This window comes from Cupriavidus sp. C1SS-2L (assembly GCF_057073735.1).
Map to the genome: position 1 here is coordinate 1,803,485 of NZ_CP172708.1, position 22,757 is coordinate 1,826,241.

Genomic DNA, 22,757 nt, shown 5'->3' on the forward strand with positions numbered 1-22,757 from the left:
GTCCCTTCGCTGCCGCTACCACGCAAAGCTGCAGTCGGACGGTGTGCGGAGTTGCCAGTCGCCGTTGCCGCACAGTTCCAGTACCTGGACGTGATATTTGAGCAGGGTGGGGCGGTGGCTGACACTCACGATCGTGGTATGGCCAGCGGAGAGCTGGCTGTAGAGGGCGGCCTCGTTTGCGACATCGAGCGCGCTGGTCGCTTCATCGAGCAACGCGTAGCGCGGACGGGCCCGCAGCAGGCGGGCGAACGCCAACCGCTGCTGTTCACCGAGCGACAGGACCTTGCCCCAGTCCAGTTCCGCGTCCAGGCCGCCGACGCGTTCCGCTAGGTCAGGCAGGTTGACCATGTCCAGCAGCTTCAACAGCTCCTCATCCGATATGCGATGCTGCCCCTGGTCGGGATACAACAGCTGGCAGCGCAGGTTGCCAACCGCCATGTATGGCCGTTGTGGCAGTATCAGCATCTGCCCGGGCTCGGGATGCACAATGCGGCCGCTGCCGCAGTTCCACAGGCCGCTGATAGCCCGCATCAGTGAACTCTTGCCCCCTCCGCTGGGACCGATGATCAACAGGCTCTGGCCCTTGCCCACCGTCACGTTAAGGTCCTTCAGCAGGGTACGATCATAGTCAGGGGTATGCAGCGTCAGGTGCTCCAGTGACAGCGTGTCGCCGCGCTGGTGATCGATCCGCCCCCCGGGCTTGCGCCGCAGCACGCGCGTATGCGCAAGCGACGAGGCGAATGTGGCAAGCCGGTCCAGGCCTGCCACGAAGCGGCTCAGGCTTTCGAAGTTGTCGACGATGACCGTCAGCGCCGCCAGCACCGCTGTGAACGCTCCCGCGGCCTGGATCGCGCTGCCGACTTCCAGTTCGCCGTCGAGCACGCGGTTGGCGACGATGACGCTTGGCAGCATCAGTGTCAGGAACGCATACGCATACTGGAACAGGTAGAGGTTGAGCTGCCAGCGGTTCAGGCGGTTGTAGTTGGCGAACACATGCTGGAACCGGCCGCGTACGTGGTGGAACTCATGTTGCTCGCCGCGATGGAAGGTGATCGACTCGGCATGCTCGCGCACCCGGATCAGGCTGAAGCGGAAGTCGGCCTCGCGCCTGAGCTGATAGAAGTTCAGCCCAATCAGTACCTTGCCGAAGCACAGCACCGAAACCACCGTGCCGCAGATGGCATAAAGCACCAGGAACAACACCAGTTCGCGCGAGATCGACCACAGCACCTCGCTGAACGCAATCAGCTGCAGCAATGACCCCAGCATCAGCAGCAGGAAGTACAAGGACTGCTGCGTAAATGTGCTGATGTCCTCCGAGATGCGCTGGTCGGGGTTGTCGATGTTGGTGTTGTTGTTCAGCGCATAGAAGGCGCAGTTGCCAAAGTATTTTTCCAGGTACTGGTGCGTCATCCAGGCGCGCCAATGCATGAACAGCCTGTTGCGCGTGTAGTAGTAGAAGGCGTAAACGGGAACGGCCGCCAGCAGCACGTAGACGAAGATCCGGATGGCATACCAGAAGCGGTCAGCGTCTCCGGCCGCGAGTGCCGAGGCAAATTCCCCTGTCTGCTCGTTGAAGCGCACATTGGTCCAGGTCTGGCCTAGCAGCAAGCCGACCAGTATCAGCAACAGCGCCCAAGCCTTTCCCTTTTCCCGTGACACCCAGTATGGCCTGGCGATGTCAAGGAACCGCTTCCACAGATTGCCGCTGCGCGTTGCCATGACCATGTCGTTTTGACAAGGCTGCGGGCCGGCAGGAAGCTCCCGCCGGGCCTAAGGCCTCTAACAGCCCGGGCATACGCATTTCGCATGCCAGCTGGCATGGTCGGTTTGCCGGGGTTGGAGACCCATGCGTAGATCATAGTCGTTCGATTGCCCCGCGAGGTACCGTCAACCCAGGAAATACCGGTACCATCGTCCTACTTACGCGCCAAGGAGCAGGCATGCAGTTTCTCTGGCCGCAGATGCTCTGGCCGCTGGTTTCTCTTCCCCTGCTGGTGGCCGCTTACCTTTACCTGCTTGCCCGGCGCAAGAAATCTGCCGTGTTGTATGCCAGCCTTGCGCTGCCGCGTGCCGCGCTGGGTCGCAGGCAGCGGCTGCGGCGTCACATCCCGCCGCTGCTGTTCCTGTTCGCGTTGGCCGCGGCGCTGCTGGCCTGCGCCCGTCCCACCGCCACCCTCACACTGCCATCTGACACCGTCACCCTGGTGCTCGCGATGGACGTCTCGCGCAGCATGGCAGCGAGCGATGTCGCACCCACGCGCATTGGCGCCGCCCAGCAGGCCGCACGCGATCTCATCGTCGGGTTGCCGCCTGGCGTGCGCCTTGGCATTGTCTCGTTTGCGGCTACGGCAATCGTGGTGCTGCCGCCTACCGACAACCGGCTTCGCATGCTCGACGCGATCGACCGCTTCGAGCTCCAGAACGGCACGGCGACAGGCAGCGGACTGATCCAGTCGCTGGCGGTGCTGTTTCCTGATGACGGCATCGACCTCGAAGGGATCCTCTTTGGCGGCGAGTCGCTTGCGCCGGGCACTGGCGGCCGCTCGCTGACCGAGGCCGCCGCGGCGGACGCCGTCCGCAAGCGCGATCTGGAACAGCCCGGGGCGGCGCCCGGCTCCTACCGGCACGGTGCGGTGATCCTGCTCAGTGATGGTCGGCGCACGACCGGCCCGGATCCCCTTGACGCGGCGCGCATGGCCGCCCAGCGCGGCCTGCGCGTCTATACCGTGGGCTTCGGAGCGGTACAGGACGCTGGTACGGAGGGATCCAGCTTGTCTTACGAAATGCAGGTGGATGAACCGACCTTGCGCCAGATCGCGACGCTCACGGACGGCGAATACTTCCAGGCCGGCTCGGCCGCCGACCTGACGCGTGTGTATCGCCAGCTGAGCGGCCGCTTCGCACTCGAGCGCAGCGAAGTCGAGATCGGTGCCTTGTTCGCGGCAGGCTCGGTTGTCTTACTCGTGGCGGCGTGCGTGCTGTCGATGCTCTGGTTCCGGCGGTGAACGGCAGCGTAGGCAAGCGGCTGGCATGCGCCAGCCCGGGTGTCCTGGAGGAGAGACACAACGTGCGGCGTCAATTCAAAATCTTCGCTTTCGTGATTCTCACTGCGCTCGGTACCGCCCGTGCCGACGACGGGAGAGGTTTGGCACGGAGTGGTAATCCCAATGAGGTTTCGATTTCAGGGGTTTCATCCGGCGCTGCCATGGCCATTCAGTACGCTGTCGCCCATTCCAGTTCCATCGTCGGAGTGGGCGCCGTTGCCGGCCCGGGGTGGGGCTGTGCGGACGGCCGACTATCCGTGGCAATCAATGACTGCATGTGTGGACGGCAGCCTACTGCTCCCCATGTTGCGGGCGCCCGCGCGCAAGCGGCGAGCGGGTCGATCGATCAGCTGGTCGCGGGCAAGCCGGTGGCACTTCAGCGCTCCTATGTCTTCCAGAGCCCGGAAGACCATACCGTGGTAAAGCAGTCGGGTCAGGCGAGCATTGACTTCCTGGCTGCCCTTATCGGAAAAGCGCCTGTCGTAGACAGAGGGAATGCCGCGGACGGAAGCAACCGGGCCGGCCACGGCATTATCTCCCCCGACGGGACGGATGCGTGCCAGTCCAATGGCAAGGAAAAGACCTACGTTCGCCGCTGCGGCGCGGAAGACAATGCCGGGAAGCTTTTCCACGCCCTTTATGAACCGGCCACGGTCTACGATCCGACCAGGCGTGTCAGGGACATCCCGGCAACGGAGGTCTGGGCATTCAAGCAACAGCCGCTGATCGACCCGATCAAAAAGAGCGACGGCAAGATCGCCCCTGACGGTATCTTCTGGCTACCCTTCAGCACCGCGCGGCGCAAGAACTTCGATATGGCGGATACCGGATATCTCTACGTTCCGCCGTCCTGCCGAAGCAGCGGCAGCCGTTGCCGGATACACATTGCACTGCATGGCTGCAAACAGACGGCGAAAGAGTTTGCCGTGACCGCGGGCTACAACAATTGGGCGGACTACTACAAGGTCATCGTCATCTACCCGGCGCTCGATCACCAGACGTCCATGGATGGAGAGGTTTGCGCCATGCCCGCGGCGTTGCGGATTGCCGATTCCAGCTGGGTGAAGCCGAACCCGAACGCCTGCTGGGACTGGTGGGGCTATCTGGACGATGAGACGCCGCAGGCCAGGCGTTACCTGACCAGCAAGGCGCCGCAGATGCGGGTGATTGAAAGCATCATTGGCGAAGCCACACGGTAGGGAAACCTTTGCGATGGCGGGTTTGGCAAAATGCCACCATGAATGCGCATATTTCCGGAGATCCACACCGAGCTGGGCGCCCATCTCGTGGAAGAGCAACTGCTTCACATCGACGAAGGGTACTTCGCCTGATGACTCTCTGGCAGACCGGCAATTACGCCGATCCCCGGGGCATTGCCGCCAACCCCTCCAGCTCTCGCCACAAGGGCGCATAAGCACCCGCATGGCTGGCCGCGACTGCCGCTGCCGCTGCCGCTAGTCGCGCCTGGCCCGCAAGGTCCGCTCGCGGCTCGCTAAGCACCGAGGCCATCCAGCCGCCCATGGCCGCGTCCCCGCAACCGACGGTATCGGCAACCTCCACCCGGAACGCCGGCTGCTCCACCACGATGTCCGACTGCAGCAGCGTCAGGCCATCAGCCCCGCGCGTGAGCATGATGGTGGCGTTCGGCGCGATGGCCCGCACCTGCGCAAGCGCCGCGTCCAGTGGCAGCGCCGGGAAGAGGCCCGCCAGGTCTTCATCCGAGATCTTGACGTAGGACGCCAGCCGCAGCATGTGCGCAAGCGTTTCGCCATAGCCCGGTGCGCTCATGAGCGAGCGGTAGTTGGGATCGAAGGCAATGCGCTTGCCGGCCGCAGCGGCCTGCGTGGCTTCCTCGCACAGGCGTCCGGCCAGCGGCTGCCGTACCAGACTGATGGAGCCGAAGTGAATGACCTCCGCCGCCTCGTGCCAGCCCTGCGGCAGCCGGGACGGCTCGAAATGCAGGTCGGCACTGTCGTCGCCCACGAAAAAGTATTGTGGAGGATGCCGCGAAGCGACAAAAGCCAGGAACGGCGAACGCTCGACACGTTGCAGAAAGCGCATGTCGAGTCCGGCTTCCTCGGTGGCCCGGGCCAGTGTATCGCCGAACAGGTCCTGGCTGACAGCGCCGGCAAAGGCCGTGTCGATGCCCAGGCGCGCGCCGACGCGGGCCACATTCCAGCAGGATCCGCCTGGCAGGCCGAGCCAGTTGCCGTCGGCCTGGAGCACCATGTCGGTGAGCGCCTCACCGAACACGACGTAGCGGGGCAGGGGTCTTGACATCCGTGTCTCCTAGTCTGTGCTTGCACAAAACTGTGCGGCGCGGCGGATCAGCGCGGCCGTCGACGCGTCATGCGGCTGCGGGGGCGCTCCTTCCAGTTCGCGCTCGATGGGACGGGCCAGCATCTTGCCAAGTTCCACGCCCCATTGATCGAAGGGATTGATGTTCCAAAGCGCGCCTTGCACAAAGGTGCGATGTTCCGACATCGCGAGCAAGGCGCCGAGGTGGAACGCATCCAGCCGCTGCAGCAGCAACGTATTGCTGGGGCGGTTCCCTTCAAATACCAGATGCGGCACCAGCGCCTCGTCAGCCTTCCCCTCGGCGCGTACTTCGTCGGCGGTGCGCCCGCGCAGCAGCGCTTCTCCCTGCGCAAAGCAATTTGCCAGCAGCTTGGTATGGTGGCCGGGCAGGTCGCTGTGCGGTTGCAGGCAAGCGATAAAGTCCACCGGTACGAGCTGCGAGCCCTGGTGGACCATCTGGAAATAGGCATGCTGGCCATTGGTGCCGGTGGTGCCCCATACGACCGCAGCCGAACCGGCCTCCAGCGCCGCACCGTCGTGCTGCACCGACTTCCCGTTGCTCTCCATTTCGAGCTGCTGCAGGAACGCCGGCAGCAGGTCCAGCGGCTCGCAATACGGCGCGACGCAGCGGCTGGCGGTGCCGAGGAAGCTGCGATACCAGACATCCAGCAGGCCCAGGATCATCGGCAGGTTCTGTTCGGGCGGCGCGCCGGCGAAATGCCGGTCCATGGCGCGTGCGCCATCCAGCAACTGGCGGAACCTGTCAAAGCCGATCGCCACCGCGATCGACAGGCCAACCGCCGACCACAGCGAGAAGCGCCCGCCCACCCAGTCCCAGAACGGGAACATGTTGACGGGGTCGATGCCGAACGCCGCCACGGCGTCCCGGTTCGTCGACACGGCCACAAAGTGGCGCGCCAGGTCCGAGTGCGTGACGCCATGGCGCAGGAACCAGTCGCGCGCGGTGCGGGCGTTGGCCATTGTTTCCAGCGTGGTGAACGTCTTGGAGCAGACGATCACCAGCGTGGTGGCGGCATCGAGGCGAGCCAGCGTGCGGGCCAGGTCGTAGCCGTCCACGTTGGCGACGAAATGCAGGCGGGGCCCCGGTTCTGTGTCCTGCTCCAGCGCGCGGCACACCATACGCGGCCCGAGGTCGGAACCGCCGATGCCGATGTTGACCACATCCGTGATGGCGCGTCCATCAAAGCCGGTCCAGCTGCCGCTGCGCACGTCTCGCGCGAAGCGTTCCATCTGCGCCAGCACGGCGGATACATCGGCCTCCACCGGCACGCCCAGTGCGCGGTAGCCGTCACCGGGGTGAGCGCGCAGCGCCATATGGAGCGCAGCGCGGCGCTCCGTGGTGTTGACCGGCTCGCCGGCAAACATGGCATCGCGCCGCTCGCAAACGCGAGCCTGGCGGGCGAGTGCGAACAGCAGCGACAGGGTGTCTTCGGTGACGCGGTTCTTGGCGTAGTCAAGGGTCAGACCGCAGGCCTCAACGGTCAGGCGCACGGAGCGCGCCTGGCCCTGCGGACCCGTGAACCAGTCACGCATATGGGTATGGCGAATTTTGGCGGCATGCTCGCGCAGGGATTGCCAGGCGGAGAGGGACGTCGACATCGGGATTGCTCCAACGGAAATTCGGACGACAGAACTACATTTCTTCATGCCACGCCATGCCGTCGCGCGACAACAGGGCGCTGGAGGCCGCCGGCCCCCATGTGCCGGCGGTGTACAGCTTGGGCGGCGTGTTGGTGCTCTGCCACGTCTTGAGAATCGGTGCGACCCAGCGCCAGGCCTGGACCTGTTCATCGCGCCGCACGAAGAGGCCGAGCCTGCCGCGGATGACATCGAGCAGCAGGCGCTCGTACGCGCCCATGCGGCGCACGCGCGTGCCTGTCCCCGGGCGCTGGAGATCCAGCGAGGCCGGCACCAGGGCCTGCGTGTCTCCGGGTTGCTTGGTCAGGAAATAAAGCCGGATGCTCTCCTCCGGCTGCAGCGTGATGACCAGCCGGTTCCCTGCCGGCGTGCCCAGCGGCCGATCGAACAGCGCGCAGGGTACATCGTGGAAGTGGATGACGATCTCCGCCACGCGCGACTGCATGCGTTTTCCGGTGCGCAGGTAGAAGGGCACGCCGGCCCAACGCCAGTTCGCGATCTCGGCCTTGATGGCCACAAAGGTCTCGGTCCGGCTGTCGGCCGGGATGCCTGGCTCGCTCACGTATCCCGGCACCGGGTCGCCGCCAGCCGCGCCGCGGCAGTACTGGCCGCGCACTACCGTCTCCGCCACTGTCTCGGGCCGGATCGGCTTGAGCGCCTTGAGGATCTTCAGCTTCTCGTCGCGGATGGCGTCTTCGGACAAGCTCGTGGGCGGTTCCATGGCGACCATGCACAGTAGCTGCAGCAAATGGTTCTGCACCATGTCCCGCAGGGCCCCGATGCCGTCGTAGAAATTGCCGCGCCGCTCCACGCCCAATTCCTCGGCGATCGTGATCTGGACCTCCTTCACCCACTCGCGCCGCCACAGGGGCTCGAACAGTACGTTGCCGAAACGCACTGCCATCAGGTTCTGTACGGACTCCTTGCCCAGGTAGTGATCGATCCGATAGATCTGGTCTTCGGCGAAGAATCTGGCCACGGCCGAATTGATTTCCTCGGACGATTCCAGGTCATGGCCCAACGGCTTTTCCAGGACGATGCGGCTGCGTTGGTCGGTCAGGCCGACACGCGACAACTGCTCGCAGATTCTGACGAAGAGGTGAGGGGCGGTGGCCAGGTAGTACACGACCACCGGCGCGGCCCGGGCATTCACCAGCTCCGCCAACGCATCGAAGCCCGGCTCGGCGTTGGCGTCCACCTGCAGGTAGACGATTCGCTCCACGAAGCTGGGCCAGGACGAGGCCACGGCGTTGCCGGCCAGCGCGGGCAGTACCTCGTCGTTGAGCATGGCCAGATAGGCCTCGTGGGAGAGCGGCTGGCTGCCCAGCGCGAGGATCCGTCCACGCGGATGCAGCGCGCCTGCCGCATGCGCATCGAACAAGGCGGGCAGGAGCTTGCGGCGCGCGAGGTCGCCCGTGGCGCCGAACAATACGAAGTCGAAATCCGGGGCCTGCGCGCCGGTCTTGGAGCTATCCATCATGTCACCTGGGACGGTCAGAAAGGTGTTCGGGGTATGGCAGGGCGCGCACTATCTCGGGGTCGCCCAGCCCTTGTAATCGCGGACATTGGCGCGCGTGACGAGCGTGGAGGGCAGCAGCACCACCGGTTTGGCGGGCCGCTGGCCGTTCATCATGCCGACGCCCAGCTGCACTGCCGTGCGGGCGATGGCCCACGGATCCTGGCTGGCCGAAGCTTGCACGAGCGTGTCGGCCTTCAGCGCGGCCTCGATGTCGGGCGCGCCATCGACCGAAGCGATCAGGATGCCGCGCCGGTTGAGCTGCCGGGCGGCCAGATCGGCGCCGACGGCCTGCGGGTCATTGATGGTGAAGACCGCATCCACCTTGGGAAAGCGCGTCAGGTAGAGCTGCATGACATTGAGGCCGCCTTCGCGCGATCCCTTGCCGTCCTGGTCGTCGGACAGGATGCGGATGTCCTGGTGCTTGGCCAGCACCGTCTTGCAGCCCCTGACCCGATCCAGCACCGCCGACACCGGCGGCCCGTTCTGGATGATGACGTTGCCATGGCCCTTGAGTTGCTCGGCGATGAAACCGCAAGCGAGTTCGCCGGCCTGGATGTTGTCGGTCTGCACGGTGGCGTCGGCGCCGGCTGCGGCCACGTCCACCGCGACCACCACGATGCCTGCCTTCTTCGCCTTGCGCACGGCCGGCTCGATGGCGCGCGCATCGGCCGCGTTGATCAGGATCAGGTCCACGCCGGCGACGATGAAGCTATCGATGTGCGAGAACTGCTTGTTGAGGTCATAGTCGGCCGACAGCACGGTGACCTTGGCCTGCGGGTTGACCTGCTTCGCGGCAGCTTCGGCGCCGCGGGCCAGCGCCACGAAGTAGGGATTGCCGAGCGAGCCCAGCGTGACGCCCACCTTCTTCAGCTGCCGCGGCGCAGCGGTCGTCGCGCTGTCTTTGGCCGGCGCCTGCGCCATGGCCCCGGTCATGCAGCATGCGCCCAGCGCGACTGTCATCAGGAATTGCTTGATCACTTGCGTCTCCTGTGCGGGTTCAGGTCCGGGCCGAGCCCTTCTGGCGATAGCGGTCCAGCGCCACCGCGCCGATGATGACCAGACCCTTGATGATGTATTGCCAGATGTCCGACACACCCAGCAGCACCAGCCCATTGGAAAGCGCGGCAATGATCAGCGCGCCGATCAGCGTGCCGCCGATGGAGCCGACGCCGCCCACGAAGCTCGTGCCACCGAGGATCACCGCGGCGATCGCATCGAGCTCATAAGACTGGCCCAACTGCAGGCCGTTGGCCGCGTACAGGCGCGAGGCGGACATCACGCCGCCCAGCCCCGCCAGCAGGCCAGACACGGCATAGACGAACAGCAGCACCACCCACACCTTGATGCCCGACAGCCGCGCCGCCTCGGCGTTGCCGCCCACGGCGTAGATCTGCAGCCCCAGTACGGTCCGGCGCAGCACGACCCAGGACACCGCGATCACGGCACCCGCGATGATCACGAGCCACGGCACGCCCAGCACGTCGCCATTGCCGATGAAGGCAAAACCGATGTCCGGGTTGTAGAGCGTGCTGTCATGCCCGACCAGCCGCGCCAGCCCGCGCACTGCGGTCAGGCTTCCGAGCGTGACGATGAACGGCGGCAGCTTCATGAAGGCAATCAGCGCGCCGTTCACCAGCCCGAACAGCAGGCCGCACAGCAGCGCGGCGGGCACGCTGAGCGCACTCAGTTCCGGCGTCAGCGACGTCAGCATCGCCGCCACCGCCGAGATCGACAGGATGGAACCGACCGACAGGTCGATCCCGCCCGTCAGGATGACGAAGGTCATGCCGGCCGCCAGCACCAGGTTGATCGACGCCTGCTGCGCGATGATCGACAGGTTTTGCAGGCTGGCGAAGTTGTCGGTCAGCACCGTGAAGCCGGCGCACAGCAGCACCAGCACCGGCAGCATGCCGAGGGCTCGAAGGCGTTCCTGCGTGGTGGCGCCGCCGGGGCGACCAAGCGTGCGCGCCGCGCCTTGTGAAGCAACGGCGTGCGCCGTGGGATGAATGGAATTGCGCATGGTGTCTCCTGAGTCTGTGGGACGGCGCTTGCCGTCGACCGTCTGCGCGGTCTCGGGGAATGTCGGTTCAGTGCAGTACGGTGGCCTGTGCCGGCTCATCCGCGCCGGTGGCGAGTGCGATGATGCGTTCCTGCGTGGCTGCGGCATCCGGGCAGGCTTGCACCTCGCCCACCAGCCGGCCTTCACGCATCACCAGCACGCGGTCGCACAGGCCTACCACTTCCGGCAATTCGCTGGAGATCAGCAGGACGGCCACGCCGGAGCGGGCGAGGGCGTCGATCAGGCGGTAGATCTCCGCCTTGGCACCGATGTCCACGCCACGCGTGGGCTCGTCCAGAATCAGCACACGCGGCTTGGTTTCCAGCAGGCGCGACAGCATCACCTTCTGCTGGTTGCCGCCCGACAGCGCACCGACATTGACGCGCGGATGCGCCACGCGGATGCCCAGCGAACTGACGGCATCGGCCGTACGCCGGCGTGCGCAGGCACGGTTGAGCCGGCCGCCGCGCAGCGCATCGCGCGCGGCAACGATCAGGTTGATGTTCTCGTGCACGCTCTGGTCGAGGAACAGGCCCTGCAGCTTGCGGTCTTCCGTCAGGTAGGCAATGCCCGCGTCGATGGCCTGGCGCGGCTGGCTGATCGCCAGTGGCGAGCCGGCGAGGAACACCGCGCCGCTGCTGCGCGCATCCGCGCCAAACACCAGCCTCGCCAGTTCCGTGCGGCCCGCGCCGACGAGGCCAGCCAGGCCCAGGACCTCTCCGGCATGCAGGTCGAAGCTGCAATCGCGCACGCGGCGGCCGTCCGACATATTGCGCACCGACAGCACCATGTCGCCGACCTGCGTCTCGCCATGCGTCTTGGTGTAGAAGCCCGACAGGTCGCGGCCGACCATCATCTTGACCAGCGCCGCCTGGGTCAGCTCGGCCTTTTCCAGCGTGCCGACGTAGCAGCCGTCGCGCAGCACGGTGACGCGATCCGCGAGTTCGTCGATCTCGGCCATGCGGTGGCTGATGTAGATGATGGCCATGCCGTCGGCCCGCAGCTGGCGGATCAGCGCGAACAGGCGGTCGGTTTCGCGGGTGGACAGTGGCGTGGTGGGTTCGTCCATCACCAGAATGCGAGTCTCGAAATGCACCGCGCGTGCGATTTCCACCAGTTGGCGCTGGGCGATCGACAGGCGCTCGACCAGCGTCTGCGGCGTGAAGTCAGCACCAAGCCTGGCTAGCGTGCCTTCGCAGGCGCGCGCCATTGCGGCGCGGTCCACCATGCCGTGGCGGTGCAGGTGCCGTCCCAGATAGATGTTCTCGGCCACACTCAGGTTGGGGGCCAGGCTCAGCTCCTGGTAGATCACCGCCACACCATGCGCGCGGGCCGCGAGCGGGCCGTCGATGACCACGGGCCGGCTGCCGATGCGGCACTCGGCGCCCTCATCGGCGATATAGGCGCCGGAGAGTATCTTCATCAGCGTGGATTTGCCCGCGCCGTTTTCGCCCATCAACGCGTGGACTTCGCCCGGGAAGATCGTGAGCTGGACATTGCTGAGTGCCTTCACACCCGGGAAAGTCTTGGAAATGTTGCGCATTTCCAGCAGCGGCGCCGCGGCGGCAGTGGCTTCAGACAGTGGCATGGCTGGCCTCCGGAACGATGGCGGACGCGCCCTTGAGCAGTTCGGCGCGCGGCGAGAAGTTCATGAACATCGGCAGCGAAGCGGCGCCGACCGCGCCGGCATTGGCGCCAAAGCAGCCACGCACGATGCGGGCGGCCGGGCGCGCCTCGGGGGCATTGGCGTCCAGCTCTTGCTGCAGTCGCTCGATCAGCGTGGGCACCAGACCGCCATCGATATCGGCATCAAAGATCACCAGGGGCACGTCCAGCACGGCCAGCGCGGATTGCAGCGACGGCGCCAGCGCATCGACACAGTCATCGACCCATTCCGCCACGGCCGGGTGCTTCAGTTCCACCTCGCGCTGCAAGTCGGCATGGCCATGCACCGTCACGCCGTGGTGGCGCAGGTGGCGTGTCAGTGCGTTGAGCGAGGCGCGGGAAATCAGGATGTCCCGCCGCCGGCCGGGCACCGTCGCGGCAGAAGCCAGCCTGCTGGGCGGCACCGGCATCATCGCGATATCGCCGGCATTGCCGGAGACGCCGCGCACGCAGTCGCCGTTCAGGACCACGCCGCCGCCAATCGCCGGACCGAGAAAGACATAGAGGAAGTGCTGGGCGTGGTGCCGACCGTAGAAGAGTTCCGCGACCGCAGCCGCGGTGCCGTCGTTCTCGCTGAACACCGGCAGCAGCGTGGCGTCGGCCAGCATCGACGGGAAATCCACCTCGTCCCAGGCGCGGAATGTGGCCTGGAAGGCCTCACCTTGCAGATCGAGCTCTCGCAGCCACGCGCCGAGGTTGTAGGGCTGGGCAACGCCGATGCCGAGCAGGCGTTTTTGCTCAGCCGGGGAGAGCAGGGCGCGCATTTCATCGATGTCGCGACGCACCAGCTCCAGCGCCTGATCGGGATGGGGCAGGACCATCTGGTGCGCCCGGCTGGCCAGGATATGCCCGGCAAAATCGACCATCACGGCCTCGATGCTGCCGCGGTCCAGCCGCACGCCAATGCCGAAGGCGCCCTTGGGCTGAAGGCGAATCAGGCTGGCAGGCTGCCCGCGCTGGCCGTCCACGCGCCGTCCGGCAAGCTGGATCAGGCCTTCGTCGGTCAGCGTTTGCACGATGCTGCCCACCGCCGTATTGGTCAGCTGAGCCATGCGGGCCAGATCTGCCTTAGAAGCTTCACCCGCGCGGCGCAGCGCAAGCAGCAGGGCCCGTTCGTTGTAGAGACGCAGGCTGGCGGAATTCACGCCACGGCCCGCCTTGGATGCGGTCATCTTGTCTCCGTCCGGTTGGCTCCATCGAGGAGCGCTATTAATTAATTCACGTTGAATTAAATAGCACGGACGGGCAGAACTCAACCGCGGGAAAACCCGCAAGGCAGCTTCGTCACATTGGAAAGTGAGGGAGTTGGGTTACATCGCGGCGAAGCGAACAGGGTCGTAGGGCAAGGGATCCACGTAGGGCTGCTCGCCGTTGATCACCTCTGCGAGCAGGCGCGCCGTTACCGGTCCCAGCGTGAAGCCCTGATGCCCGTGTCCAAAGTGGAACCAGAGGCCTTCATGGCGGGGAGCCTTGCCGACGATGGGCTTCATGTCGGCCACGCAAGGACGTGCACCAAGCCACGGCTGCGACTCGGCCGGTGATCCCAGATTCACCAGTTCCCGCGCATAGCTTTCCGCCCGTCCCAACTGGACGGGCGTTGGCGGCGCGTCGCGCAGCGCGAATTCGGCGCCCGTCGTCAGGCGCAGGCCGCGCTGCATCGGTGCCAGCATGACGCCTCTCTCCACATCGAGCAGCGGCAAGCGGGGCATCGGCTCGGCGGCATAGTGGCGGTGATAGCCGCGCTTGACGAACAATGGAAAGCGGTAGCCGAGCGTCTGGATCAGATTCGAAGCCCATGGACCGAGGGCGATCACGACATTGGCTGCGCTTAGCGGACCCGTTTCCGTGGTTACGGTCCAGCCTGCGCCTGTCTGCCTCAAAGTGGTAGCGTCCCCGCGGCGGAACTCACCGCCTTCGCGTTCGAACAGCGCGGCATAGCGCGTGACAAGCTCACCGGGGTCGGCGATTGTCCAGGGATCGCGCCAGTGGATCGCACCAGCGAGTTTCCCGCTGATGGCCGGTTCCGTGGCAACTACACCAGCCTGGTCGAGAACCTTGCAATCCAGTTCATGGCCGCGCGCGATTGCGGCGGCTTCGCTCGCCGCGCGATCGAACGCTTGCGCCGTGCGGTAGCCCTGCAGCCAACCGGATTTCCGCACAAGGTCTTGCGCGCCAGCGAGCGTGATCAGCCGGTCGTGCTCGCTCAGGCAGTGGCGGATCAGCGCGCTGTAGGCGGTCACGATGGACGCATAGCGATCGGGCGCCGACTCGCGCCAGTAACGCATAAGCGTCGGTGACAGGTGTGCCAGCGCGCCGGGATGGTAGTGCACATCATTGCCCTGGCGCAGGGCAACGCGCAGGATGGCCTGCCACTCGCGGGGAAAGGCATAAGGCTGCACCGCCTCCCGCTGAATAATGCCGGCGTTGCCGTAGGAGGTTTCTCTGCCGGGTGCCTGGCGATCGACCAGTACCACCGCATGGCCGCGCTGGCGCAGTGCCAGCGCCGTGCATACGCCCACCATGCCGGCGCCAAGTACCACAATGTCCTTTGTCATGCCTTCCGTGCTGTCTCTTGTAGGGTTGCCTTGGCTGATTCCTGGTCATGCCTGATCAGATCCGCTTCAGATTCTCCGTGTCGCGCGAACCGAAGGAAATATGCCTGCGCAGCATTTAACAGAACCATGGATTGCAATTTCGGCAATCAAGCGGTGCCGACACCGGTAATGGTCTGTACCAACTGCTGCACGAAGGCGCGCGCCGCAGGGGGCAAGCTGCGCTTGGCCAGCGTTTGGATCTCGATGTAGCGCTCGTTCATTTCCCGGTCGCGCAACGGCACGGCGGCGATCGTGCCGGACTCCAGGCGCCCGCGTATCGACAACTCCCCGTAGAAGCTGATGGCGCCGCCGCCTGCCACCACGAAGCTTACGAGCGCGTCGAGATGATTGCTGGAAAACACCGTCTGGTAGTGCAGGTCCTGGCGGCTGCAGCTCGTATCAAGCAGCTGCCGCAGCGAGCTGCCCTTCGGCGGCAAGGCGAGTGGATAGGCAATGACTTGCGACAGCGAAACCTGGCGTTGCCCCGCGAGCGGGTGGTCGGGCGCCATGATCGCCAGTACGGGGGCAGGGTGGCGAAGTTCCACCTCGATCTCCCGTTCAGGCAGTCCACTCAGCGTGACCCCGATATCGGCCTCGCCGTCGCGGATCCGCCGCGCGACATCGCCCTGCAGGCAGACATCCAGATCGAATCGAATGCCCGTGTGCTGCTCCCTGAACCTTGCCGCCAGGGTGGGAAGAAATTCGTGCGCGATGCCCTCGACGCTGGCCAGCCGCACTCGTCCTGCGCGCAGACCCCGCAGTGCCTGGATGTCACCCGTGACGCGTTCGATGTCCTGCAGCGACCGCTTCGCGAACGCGGCCAGCAACTCGCCCGCGGCATTGGGGACCAGACCCCGCGCTCGTCGGTCGAACAGCAGGGTGTCCAGCTCGCTTTCGAGCTTGGCAATCTGCCGGCTGACCGCTGACGGCGCCACGTTGAGCTTGAGCGCGGCATCCTTGACCGAGCCGGTGCGTACCACTTCGAGGAAGTAGCGAACGGCGGTTTCCTGAAGGATCCGATAGGAGGACATGGGGACTGACGCTGACAGTGACGATAGGGACAGCCTGTCCATTCTACGGATTGCCGAAACGGCAATCAATTGTTCTAAACATTGCCACGAATTCAGGCTGGCGAGACCGTAGGATAGTGACACACGGCATGGCGCCACTGCATGCCAACAGTCGATCCCCATCCTTGCCGGAGCATCGAGATGCGACCTCCTCTCCACCACGCTCTTTCCGTGCTGACTGCCTGCGCACTCGCCATGGGGGCGGCCCTGACGCCTGCCCTGGCAAGCGCGCAAGGCAACTACCCCACCAAGTCGATCCAGCTGGTGCTACCGTTTCCGCCGGGCGGCGCCACCGACGTCGTGGGCCGCATCATCGGCCAGAAGCTCGGCGAGAAGCTCGGTCAGACCGTGGTCGTCGACAACCGCCCGGGCGCGGGCACGATTGTCGGTGCCAGCTATGTCGCGAAATCAGCCGCCGATGGCTACACCCTGCTGGCAACGTCCGGAACGACTTTCACGGTCAACCCTGCCATCTATCCGCGCTTGCCTTATGACCCGCAAAAGAACTTCGAGCCGATTGGCCTGATCGGATCCACCGGCCTGATCCTGCTGGCCAACCGCGATGTGCCGGTCAACAACCTGAAGGAATTCGTCGCCGCCGCCAAAGCGAATCCCGGCAAGTATTCCTATGGCTCGTTCGGGGCGGGAACCACCGCGCATTTTGCCGGCGAAGCGCTGCTGAGCCTCACCGGCACAAAGCTGCTGCACGTGCCCTACAAAGGCAGTTCACCAGCCATGACCGACCTGATTGGCGGCCAGGTCCCATTCAGCATCGATACCGTGGCCGCAGCCCTCCCGCAGGTCAAGGGCGGCAAGGTCAAGGCCATCGCCGTCACCACGGCCAAGCGTTCGGCGCTGCTGCCTGATGTGCCGACAGTGGCCGAGAGCGGCTATCCCGGCATGGACGCCAGTACCTGGATCGCGCTGGTCGCCCCGCGCGGTTTGCCGCCGGAGGTCCACGCCAGGCTCGAGAAAGCGCTGGCCGAAGTCCTCGCCGCCCCGGACACGCAACGAAAGCTGAACGATAACGGCATCGAACCGCACTACGCGCCGGGCAAGCAAGTCAGCGACTTGATCGCGAAAGAGATGCCTCAAATGCGCGAGGTAGCGCGGCGCTCCAATATCAAGCTCGACTGAGCCTGCGCAAACGCCCACCGATCCACGTCCCGGGCCGCTGGCAAACCCAGCGGCCGCTCCAGGAAACTATCGTCCCATGTACTCGAAGGACTCGCTGACTTCCGCCTCCGCAGTCGAACTTCGCCGGCTGATCGGCACCCGCGAAATCTCTCCCGTGGAGCTGCTGGACGCCTGCATTGCCCGTATCGAGACCTACAACCCAGCCATCAACGCGATCACGGCGACTTGCTACGAGCGGGCGCGCACGGAGGCGAGGGCGGCCGAGCAGGCCGTCATGCGCGGCGAGCCGCTTGGCCTGTTGCACGGGCTGCCGCTGGGCGTCAAGGATCTGGAGGCGACCGCCGGGCTGCTCACCACTTATGGCTCGCCGCTTTACCGTGACAACGTGCCCAGCCAGGACAATGTCCTTGTGGCACGCCTGCGCGCGGCCGGCGCCATCGTGGTTGGCAAGACCAATATTCCGGAGATGGGTGCGGGGGCAAACTCCCGCAATGCGGTATGGGGCGCCACCGGCAACCCGTTCAATCCGAACCTGAACGCCGGGGGCTCCTCGGGCGGCTCGGCCGCGGCGCTGGCCGCAGGCTTTCTGCCGGTCTGTACGGGGTCCGATACGGGAGGATCGCTGCGTATCCCGGCGGCCAAGTGCGGCGTGGTGGGCTTCCGGCCTTCGCCGGGCGTCGTGCCGAACTCGCGCAAGCTGTTGGGCTGGACCCCGATTTCGGTGGTTGGCCCGATGGGCCGCACGGTCGCCGACGCCTGCCTGCAGCTGGCAGCATCGGCGGGTGCATCGGCCTCCGATCCGCTCAGCTATGAACTCGACCCTGGCGCCTTCCTGACCCCGCAGCACGTCGACCTTTCCGACCTGCGTGTCGGCTGGACAGAGGATTTTGGAAGTTGCAGCGTCGACGACGGCATCCGCCGCGTCTTTCGCGCGAAGATCGCCGAAATGCGGCACCTCTTCAAGTCCTGCGATGAGGTCAGTTTCGATCTGGGCGATGTGCACCGCTGCTTTGACGTGTTGCGCGCGGAGAGCTTCGTCGCGAGCCTGCATGAGGCCTATCAGCGCGATCCCGGCAGCCTCGGGCCCAACACCCGCGCCAACTATGAGCTGGGCGCGAAGATGTCGCTCGGCGACAGCGCCTGGGCCCAGGCCGAACAGACACGGATCCTGCAACGCTTCCAGCAGGCATACCGGGACTATGACGTCATCCTGTCGCCGACGACGCCGGTCTCGCCATTTCCGTGGACCCGCCTGTTCGCGGAAATCATCAATGGCGAGCGGCAAGAGAACTATTACCGCTGGCTGGCACTGACCTATGTGGTCACCCTGACCACACACCCGGCCATTTCATTGCCATGCGGCGTGGACGAGCAAAGCATGCCATTCGGTCTGCAGATAACCGGAGGCTTTCGCGGCGATGCCATGGCGCTCGGCGTGGCGCAAGCGATGGAGACCGCCTTTGCGGCCTCGCCAGCACTGTGCCGTCCGATTCCCGACCTCGATGCCATCGTGCCGGCCGTGCCCGCGCTTCGCTCCATCGTGACGGCGCCGCCCACCTTTGGCGGGACGACGCAGTCGAACGGCGTATCGGCGGTTTGAATCCGCGTCCCGCTACCAGTTGAGCTCAGGATCGGCTCGCCGAGGCGGCAGCGTGCCGCCCGGCTTGTCGGCCGAAGAAGGTGGCATCCGCGAGTGACATCCCTGAGCTGTACCCGCCGCCCCAGCGTGGCAATCCACACGACGTTCGTCCGGCAGCATAAAGACCGTGGATCGGTACGCGTTTCTCGCTGAGCACCTGGCCAGTGGGCAATGTGTCCAATCCTCCCAGCGTGAAGTGCGGATAGAACGCATAGTCGACGCGGCAGTCGAGCGCGACAAAGGGCGGTTCATCGAGCGGTTTCAGCCACTTCGCCGCTTTGTGGAACAGGGGATCAGCGCCGTCGGCAGCGTGCCGGTTGTAGTTCGACACCGTGGCGCTCAGTGTTCCCGCCGGCATGCCCAGATCATGCTCGACTTCCTCCCAGGTGTCGCCAGCGGCGGCAATGCCGATGCGCGTGAATTCAGCGGGCTGCTGATACGTGGCACTATCTACCAGCAGATAGATACGGTCGCCGAGCTGCTGCATGATGTGGTGGCCGATGCGGCCGTGATAGCAGTCCTCGTTGATGAAGCGCTGGCCGCGTTCATTGACGAACACGCCCTTGATCAGCGATTCGGGCGCGTAGAAGGGCAAGCTGACGAAGCCCTGATCCATGTGTATCGCGGCGCCGCCCACGCTGATTCCCATCAGGATGCCCGAGCCGTCGTCTCCGGGGCTGCCAATCGGCTCGTTCGCGCGCAGCAGGCCGGGTGCGTGTCGCCTGACCATGTCGCGATTCATCACGAACCCGCCGGCGCAAAGCACGACGCCGCTGCGTGCGCGTGCGTAGCGCGTCTGGCCGTTGATGCGCACGACAACCCCGTGCACGTTGTTCGCCTCATCGGCAATCAACGCGAGGACGCGGCTGTCATAGCGCACATCCACGCCAAGCTTGACGACGCGCGCGGCCAGCACGTCCATCAGCATGCGGCCGCCGCCCCAGCCGGCCCACTGCGGCGTATGGCCGCGCGGGCAAGGCTTCGCGTTGCCGGAAAAAGGCCATGCCTCCTCACTGCCCGACCAGATCAGGCAGTCGTCCGTCTCCGGCTCAAGCATGCGCTCTGGCAGATAGGTGTTCTTGTAGGTCAGCCCCTGTTCGACCAGCCAGTCATAGTGAGCACGGCTGCCGTCTGCATAGGTGCGAACCTTCGGCTCGTCGGCATCAGGGCCGCCTGCCATGAGCAGGTAGCGGTACAGGTCCTCGGTATCGTCGACAAAGCCAGCCTGCTGTTGAGCGGGCGTACCACCGCCACCGCCCAGGTAAATCTCGCCCCCGGACAAGGCGCTTGTGCCGCCACTGCCGGAAGCGACCTCGAACAGCGTGACCACAGCGCCGGCTTGGGCAGCTTCGATGGCTGCACACGCGCCCGCCGCGCCAAAGCCGACGACGACCACGTCGGTTTCCATGTCCCATTGCGGGACGTTCCCAAGGCGACAGGGGTGCGTGACGGAGAACTCCAATGACATGAATCAGCCTCGTGAGAAGAGCCCACGGACACGGGTCGTGTCCGGGCTTGTTGATGCTTCACCACGTTGCCTTGCGGCAACCCGAGCCGACATTACTTTGACCGCGGGTTGCCATTCATCGTCTTATCGGACTAGGCGATGTTTCGGGCAGGCTGGACTGATGCCAGGGAGTCAGCGGCTGCGCATGGTAACCATGCGTCCTTCAGCGAGGCAGACGCCCGCTCAGATGTCCAGCACAATCTTGCCAAAATGCTGGTTCGACGCCTGGTAGCGAAACGCGTCAGCCATGGATTCGAGCGGAAAGTGGCGGTCAATGACCGGGCGGATGCCGGTGGCATCGAGGGCACGCACCATGTCAAGCTGGTGTCGGCGACTCCCGACGAGCAGGCCGGTCAGACGCAGATGCTTGCGCAGCAGCTGCGTGACAGTAATCGGCGCGGTCGCGTTCCCCAGCGCGCCGATCACGGCGATATGGCCGCCGACACGGGCTGCCGTCATCGATTGATCCAGCGTTGCGGCGCCGCCTACCTCGATCACATGGTCGGCGCCGGCGCCGTCCGTCATATCACGCACGGTCTCGCCCCACTGCGCCGTCTTGCGATAGTTGATCAGGCAATCCGCGCCAAGCTCCCGAAGCCTGTCGAGCTTCTCGTCCGACGAGGAAGTGGCGATCACGCGCGCGCCGGCCGCTTTGGCGAACTGCAGGGCAAAGACCGATACGCCACCGGTCCCAAGTACCAGCACGGTCTCTCCGGGCTTCAGGGCGCCGTCGACAAACAGTGCCCGCCAGGCTGTCAGTCCGGCGGTGGTCAGCGTCGCGGCCTCGGCATGGCTGTAGCCGCGCGGCGCGAGCGTGAAGCAATCTTGCGGCATCGTCACGGCGTCGCGCGCAAAGCCGTCGACGCCATCTCCGGGGACGGTAGCGAAATCGCACAATCGCGGCTCGCCGTCCTGCCACGTCGGGAAGAAGGTGCTGACGACATGGTCGCCCACCGAGAAACCCTTGACGTCCGCGCCGACAGCTGTGACTTCTCCGGCGCCGTCCGCCATCGGAATGCGTCGTTCCGTCAGGCTCCTGCGGCCGGAAACCACGGCGTAGTCGTGATAATTGAGCGAGCTGGCCCGAATGCGGACGGTGATCTCGCCCGGCCCCGGCGGCGCAACGTCAGCGGTGCCGACGACGATGTGATCGAAACCCGCCGGCGGATCGAGATAAATGGCTTTTGCTTGAGTCATGGCATTCCCTTCTTGCGACCGGCGCGATTCCGCCCGGTGCGGCTTCAATGGTGCACGGAACTAGACAATGACGGAACGGTTCACGTCGGCGACGGTGTTCGCCCCAAGCATAGCCATGTTTCGATCGACTTCGTCGCGCAAGAGCGTGATGGCGTGGCAAACGCCCTCGGGTCCACCCACGGACGCTGCGTAGATAAAGGGCCGCCCCAGGAAGACAAAGCGGGCGCCCAATGCAAGGGCTTTCAGCACATCACCGCCGCGCCGGATACCACTGTCCATCATGACGGCGGTATTGTGCCCGACGCTGTCACAGATTTCCGGCAGTACGGCAAGCGGCTCGACGGCACCGTCCAGTTGGCGGCCGCCGTGATTCGAGACGATGATGCCGTCGGCGCCCAACGCGACAGCGCGCTCTGCATCAGCCTTGTGCAAAATCCCCTTGATAACCAGATTGCCGGGCCATCTTTGCCGGATGCGTTCGATGTCTATCCAGTTCAGGTGATCGCGTCCTGTTGTGTCGCGAATCGCCGAGGCCGACAGGATCGGTGCGCCGCGCGTGGCAAAGGAATTCTCGAAATGCGGCATGCCGCTCGTGAGAAGCGTCCTGGCGAACGTCCCGGCCAGCCAGCGCGGACGGGACACACCATCAAATGCCAGGCGGACAGACGGCCGCAAGGGCAGCGAGAAGCCAGTACGGACGTTGTTCTCCCGATTGGCCCAGACGGGAATATCCACGGTCAGGACCAGGGTACCGAATCCCGCCGCGCAAATCCGCTCGATCAGCGCGTCCCGCCGCAGGGCATCGCCCGGCAGGTACGCCTGGAACCACGTGCCGGGCGCGGCAGCGTGGACCTCTTCCATCGGAATCAGCGACGTGCCGCTCATGATGGCGGGTATTTGCGCGTCGCGCGCGGCTTGCGCCAGCACCACGTCGCCACGGTAAGCGGCAATCGCGCTGATTCCGACGGGCGCAATGCCAAAGGGAGACGCGTAGCGCTGCCCGAAGATCTCGGTCGCTTGCGATCGTCCAGAGACGTCGACCAGGACCCTGGGGCGAAACCTGACCGCGTCGAATGCCGACCGGTTGGCGGCGAGCGACTTTTCATCCTCCGCCGCCCCGGCAATGTAGCCAAAGATCGGGCGCGGAAGCACGCGCTTTGCGGCGGTTTCAAAATCGGCGAGTGAAAGGATAGGGCGCAAGCGTCGATGAATCTGGCGGTTGACGCCATAAGCAGCCTTAGCAGCCGTAGCTGGCATTCCGGCGCTTGGTGCAAGCTGGCTTGCTGCAACTTCTGTTCGAGATGTCATCTTGTTTGAAGCCTCTGTCCAGCCCGGCAGCTGTCACGGCCAGCCGTGCCGGAACCCA

Annotated in this window: 17 protein-coding genes; 4 read left to right on the top strand and 13 right to left on the bottom strand. The window is 65.2% G+C overall.

Translation table 11 applies throughout. The annotated features are described in order from the left end of the window. Window positions 1-15: 15 nt before the first annotated feature. Window positions 16-1,728, bottom strand: a complete 1,713-nt coding sequence (locus tag ACIGJG_RS08485; RefSeq protein ID WP_140950520.1) for an ABC transporter ATP-binding protein/permease — start codon at window positions 1,726-1,728, stop codon at window positions 16-18. 215 nt (window positions 1,729-1,943) lie between these two features. On the opposite strand from ACIGJG_RS08485, the gene ACIGJG_RS08490 reads away from it, so the two are divergent. Next, window positions 1,944-3,008, top strand: a complete 1,065-nt coding sequence (locus tag ACIGJG_RS08490; protein ID WP_011297810.1) for a VWA domain-containing protein — start codon at window positions 1,944-1,946, stop codon at window positions 3,006-3,008. 62 nt (window positions 3,009-3,070) lie between these two features. Continuing rightward, entirely contained in the window at window positions 3,071-4,246 is a 1,176-nt protein-coding gene (locus ACIGJG_RS08495) for an extracellular catalytic domain type 2 short-chain-length polyhydroxyalkanoate depolymerase (protein ID WP_483673025.1), read from the top strand. Between the two features lie 154 nt (window positions 4,247-4,400). On the opposite strand, the gene ACIGJG_RS08500 is transcribed toward ACIGJG_RS08495, so the two are convergent. The 9 genes from ACIGJG_RS08500 to ACIGJG_RS08540 form a co-directional block, all read right to left on the bottom strand. After that, window positions 4,401-5,327, bottom strand: a complete 927-nt coding sequence (locus ACIGJG_RS08500; RefSeq protein ID WP_220631605.1) for a carbohydrate kinase family protein — start codon at window positions 5,325-5,327, stop codon at window positions 4,401-4,403. A 9-nt stretch (window positions 5,328-5,336) separates the two neighbouring features. Continuing rightward, window positions 5,337-6,965 carry a glucose-6-phosphate isomerase gene (pgi, locus tag ACIGJG_RS08505; RefSeq protein ID WP_011297813.1) on the bottom strand — a complete coding sequence of 543 codons (1,629 nt, stop codon included), beginning with the start codon at window positions 6,963-6,965 and terminating at the stop codon, window positions 5,337-5,339. Between the two features lie 34 nt (window positions 6,966-6,999). Beyond that, window positions 7,000-8,481: a glucose-6-phosphate dehydrogenase gene (gene zwf / locus ACIGJG_RS08510; protein ID WP_011297814.1), complete on the bottom strand. Its 1,482-nt coding sequence runs from the start codon at window positions 8,479-8,481 to the stop codon at window positions 7,000-7,002. A 51-nt stretch (window positions 8,482-8,532) separates the two neighbouring features. Continuing rightward, window positions 8,533-9,456, bottom strand: coding sequence for an ABC transporter substrate-binding protein (locus tag ACIGJG_RS08515; protein ID WP_049796457.1), 924 nt, complete (start codon window positions 9,454-9,456; stop codon window positions 8,533-8,535). Between the two features lie 64 nt (window positions 9,457-9,520). Then, a complete protein-coding gene (locus ACIGJG_RS08520) occupies window positions 9,521-10,543 on the bottom strand; it encodes an ABC transporter permease subunit (RefSeq protein ID WP_011297816.1) in 1,023 nt (340 codons plus the stop codon). A 67-nt stretch (window positions 10,544-10,610) separates the two neighbouring features. After that, entirely contained in the window at window positions 10,611-12,170 is a 1,560-nt protein-coding gene (locus ACIGJG_RS08525; protein ID WP_483673026.1) for a sugar ABC transporter ATP-binding protein, read from the bottom strand. Continuing rightward, complete coding sequence (locus ACIGJG_RS08530; RefSeq protein ID WP_483673027.1) at window positions 12,157-13,419, bottom strand: ROK family protein; 1,263 nt, start codon at window positions 13,417-13,419, stop codon at window positions 12,157-12,159. Before ACIGJG_RS08530 ends, ACIGJG_RS08525 begins: the two co-directional genes overlap by 14 nt. A 138-nt stretch (window positions 13,420-13,557) precedes the next feature. Continuing rightward, window positions 13,558-14,802 carry an NAD(P)/FAD-dependent oxidoreductase gene (locus ACIGJG_RS08535; RefSeq protein WP_011297819.1) on the bottom strand — a complete coding sequence of 415 codons (1,245 nt, stop codon included), beginning with the start codon at window positions 14,800-14,802 and terminating at the stop codon, window positions 13,558-13,560. A 146-nt stretch (window positions 14,803-14,948) separates the two neighbouring features. Next, window positions 14,949-15,872, bottom strand: coding sequence for a LysR family transcriptional regulator (locus ACIGJG_RS08540; protein WP_041679598.1), 924 nt, complete (start codon window positions 15,870-15,872; stop codon window positions 14,949-14,951). Window positions 15,873-16,052: 180 nt separating this feature from the next. Between ACIGJG_RS08540 and ACIGJG_RS08545 the strand changes: the two genes are divergently transcribed. Both ACIGJG_RS08545 and ACIGJG_RS08550 read left to right on the top strand, forming a co-directional pair. Continuing rightward, window positions 16,053-17,048, top strand: coding sequence for a Bug family tripartite tricarboxylate transporter substrate binding protein (locus tag ACIGJG_RS08545; protein ID WP_011297821.1), 996 nt, complete (start codon window positions 16,053-16,055; stop codon window positions 17,046-17,048). Between the two features lie 76 nt (window positions 17,049-17,124). After that, on the top strand, window positions 17,125-18,648 hold the full coding sequence (locus tag ACIGJG_RS08550; protein ID WP_011297822.1) for an amidase: 1,524 nt from the start codon (window positions 17,125-17,127) through the stop codon (window positions 18,646-18,648). A 25-nt stretch (window positions 18,649-18,673) separates the two neighbouring features. Here ACIGJG_RS08550 and ACIGJG_RS08555 read toward each other — a convergent pair whose 3' ends face one another. From ACIGJG_RS08555 to ACIGJG_RS08565, 3 genes are all read right to left on the bottom strand, one after another. Further along, window positions 18,674-20,155 carry an FAD-dependent oxidoreductase gene (locus ACIGJG_RS08555; protein WP_011297823.1) on the bottom strand — a complete coding sequence of 494 codons (1,482 nt, stop codon included), beginning with the start codon at window positions 20,153-20,155 and terminating at the stop codon, window positions 18,674-18,676. Between the two features lie 222 nt (window positions 20,156-20,377). Then, complete coding sequence (locus ACIGJG_RS08560; RefSeq protein WP_011297824.1) at window positions 20,378-21,391, bottom strand: zinc-dependent alcohol dehydrogenase family protein; 1,014 nt, start codon at window positions 21,389-21,391, stop codon at window positions 20,378-20,380. Between the two features lie 60 nt (window positions 21,392-21,451). Continuing rightward, on the bottom strand, window positions 21,452-22,699 hold the full coding sequence (locus ACIGJG_RS08565) for an alpha-hydroxy acid oxidase (protein ID WP_011297825.1): 1,248 nt from the start codon (window positions 22,697-22,699) through the stop codon (window positions 21,452-21,454). Between the last annotated feature and the right edge of the window lie 58 nt (window positions 22,700-22,757).

Excerpts from the sequence above, each read along its gene's own strand:
- ACIGJG_RS08560 (WP_011297824.1), bottom strand. The coding sequence starts at position 21,391 with ATGACTCAAGCAAAAGCCATTTATCTCGATCCGCCGGCGGGTTTCGAT.
- ACIGJG_RS08515 (WP_049796457.1), bottom strand. The coding sequence starts at position 9,456 with ATGACCGGGGCCATGGCGCAGGCGCCGGCCAAAGACAGCGCGACGACC.
- pgi (WP_011297813.1), bottom strand. The coding sequence starts at position 6,965 with ATGTCGACGTCCCTCTCCGCCTGGCAATCCCTGCGCGAGCATGCCGCC.
- ACIGJG_RS08555 (WP_011297823.1), bottom strand. The coding sequence starts at position 20,155 with ATGTCATTGGAGTTCTCCGTCACGCACCCCTGTCGCCTTGGGAACGTC.
- ACIGJG_RS08485 (WP_140950520.1), bottom strand. The coding sequence starts at position 1,728 with ATGGTCATGGCAACGCGCAGCGGCAATCTGTGGAAGCGGTTCCTTGAC.
- ACIGJG_RS08500 (WP_220631605.1), bottom strand. The coding sequence starts at position 5,327 with ATGTCAAGACCCCTGCCCCGCTACGTCGTGTTCGGTGAGGCGCTCACC.
- ACIGJG_RS08520 (WP_011297816.1), bottom strand. The coding sequence starts at position 10,543 with ATGCGCAATTCCATTCATCCCACGGCGCACGCCGTTGCTTCACAAGGC.
- ACIGJG_RS08550 (WP_011297822.1), top strand. The coding sequence starts at position 17,125 with ATGTACTCGAAGGACTCGCTGACTTCCGCCTCCGCAGTCGAACTTCGC.
- zwf (WP_011297814.1), bottom strand. The coding sequence starts at position 8,481 with ATGGATAGCTCCAAGACCGGCGCGCAGGCCCCGGATTTCGACTTCGTA.
- ACIGJG_RS08525 (WP_483673026.1), bottom strand. The coding sequence starts at position 12,170 with ATGCCACTGTCTGAAGCCACTGCCGCCGCGGCGCCGCTGCTGGAAATG.
- ACIGJG_RS08535 (WP_011297819.1), bottom strand. The coding sequence starts at position 14,802 with ATGACAAAGGACATTGTGGTACTTGGCGCCGGCATGGTGGGCGTATGC.
- ACIGJG_RS08530 (WP_483673027.1), bottom strand. The coding sequence starts at position 13,419 with ATGACCGCATCCAAGGCGGGCCGTGGCGTGAATTCCGCCAGCCTGCGT.
- ACIGJG_RS08565 (WP_011297825.1), bottom strand. The coding sequence starts at position 22,699 with ATGACATCTCGAACAGAAGTTGCAGCAAGCCAGCTTGCACCAAGCGCC.
- ACIGJG_RS08540 (WP_041679598.1), bottom strand. The coding sequence starts at position 15,872 with ATGTCCTCCTATCGGATCCTTCAGGAAACCGCCGTTCGCTACTTCCTC.
- ACIGJG_RS08545 (WP_011297821.1), top strand. The coding sequence starts at position 16,053 with ATGCGACCTCCTCTCCACCACGCTCTTTCCGTGCTGACTGCCTGCGCA.
- ACIGJG_RS08490 (WP_011297810.1), top strand. The coding sequence starts at position 1,944 with ATGCAGTTTCTCTGGCCGCAGATGCTCTGGCCGCTGGTTTCTCTTCCC.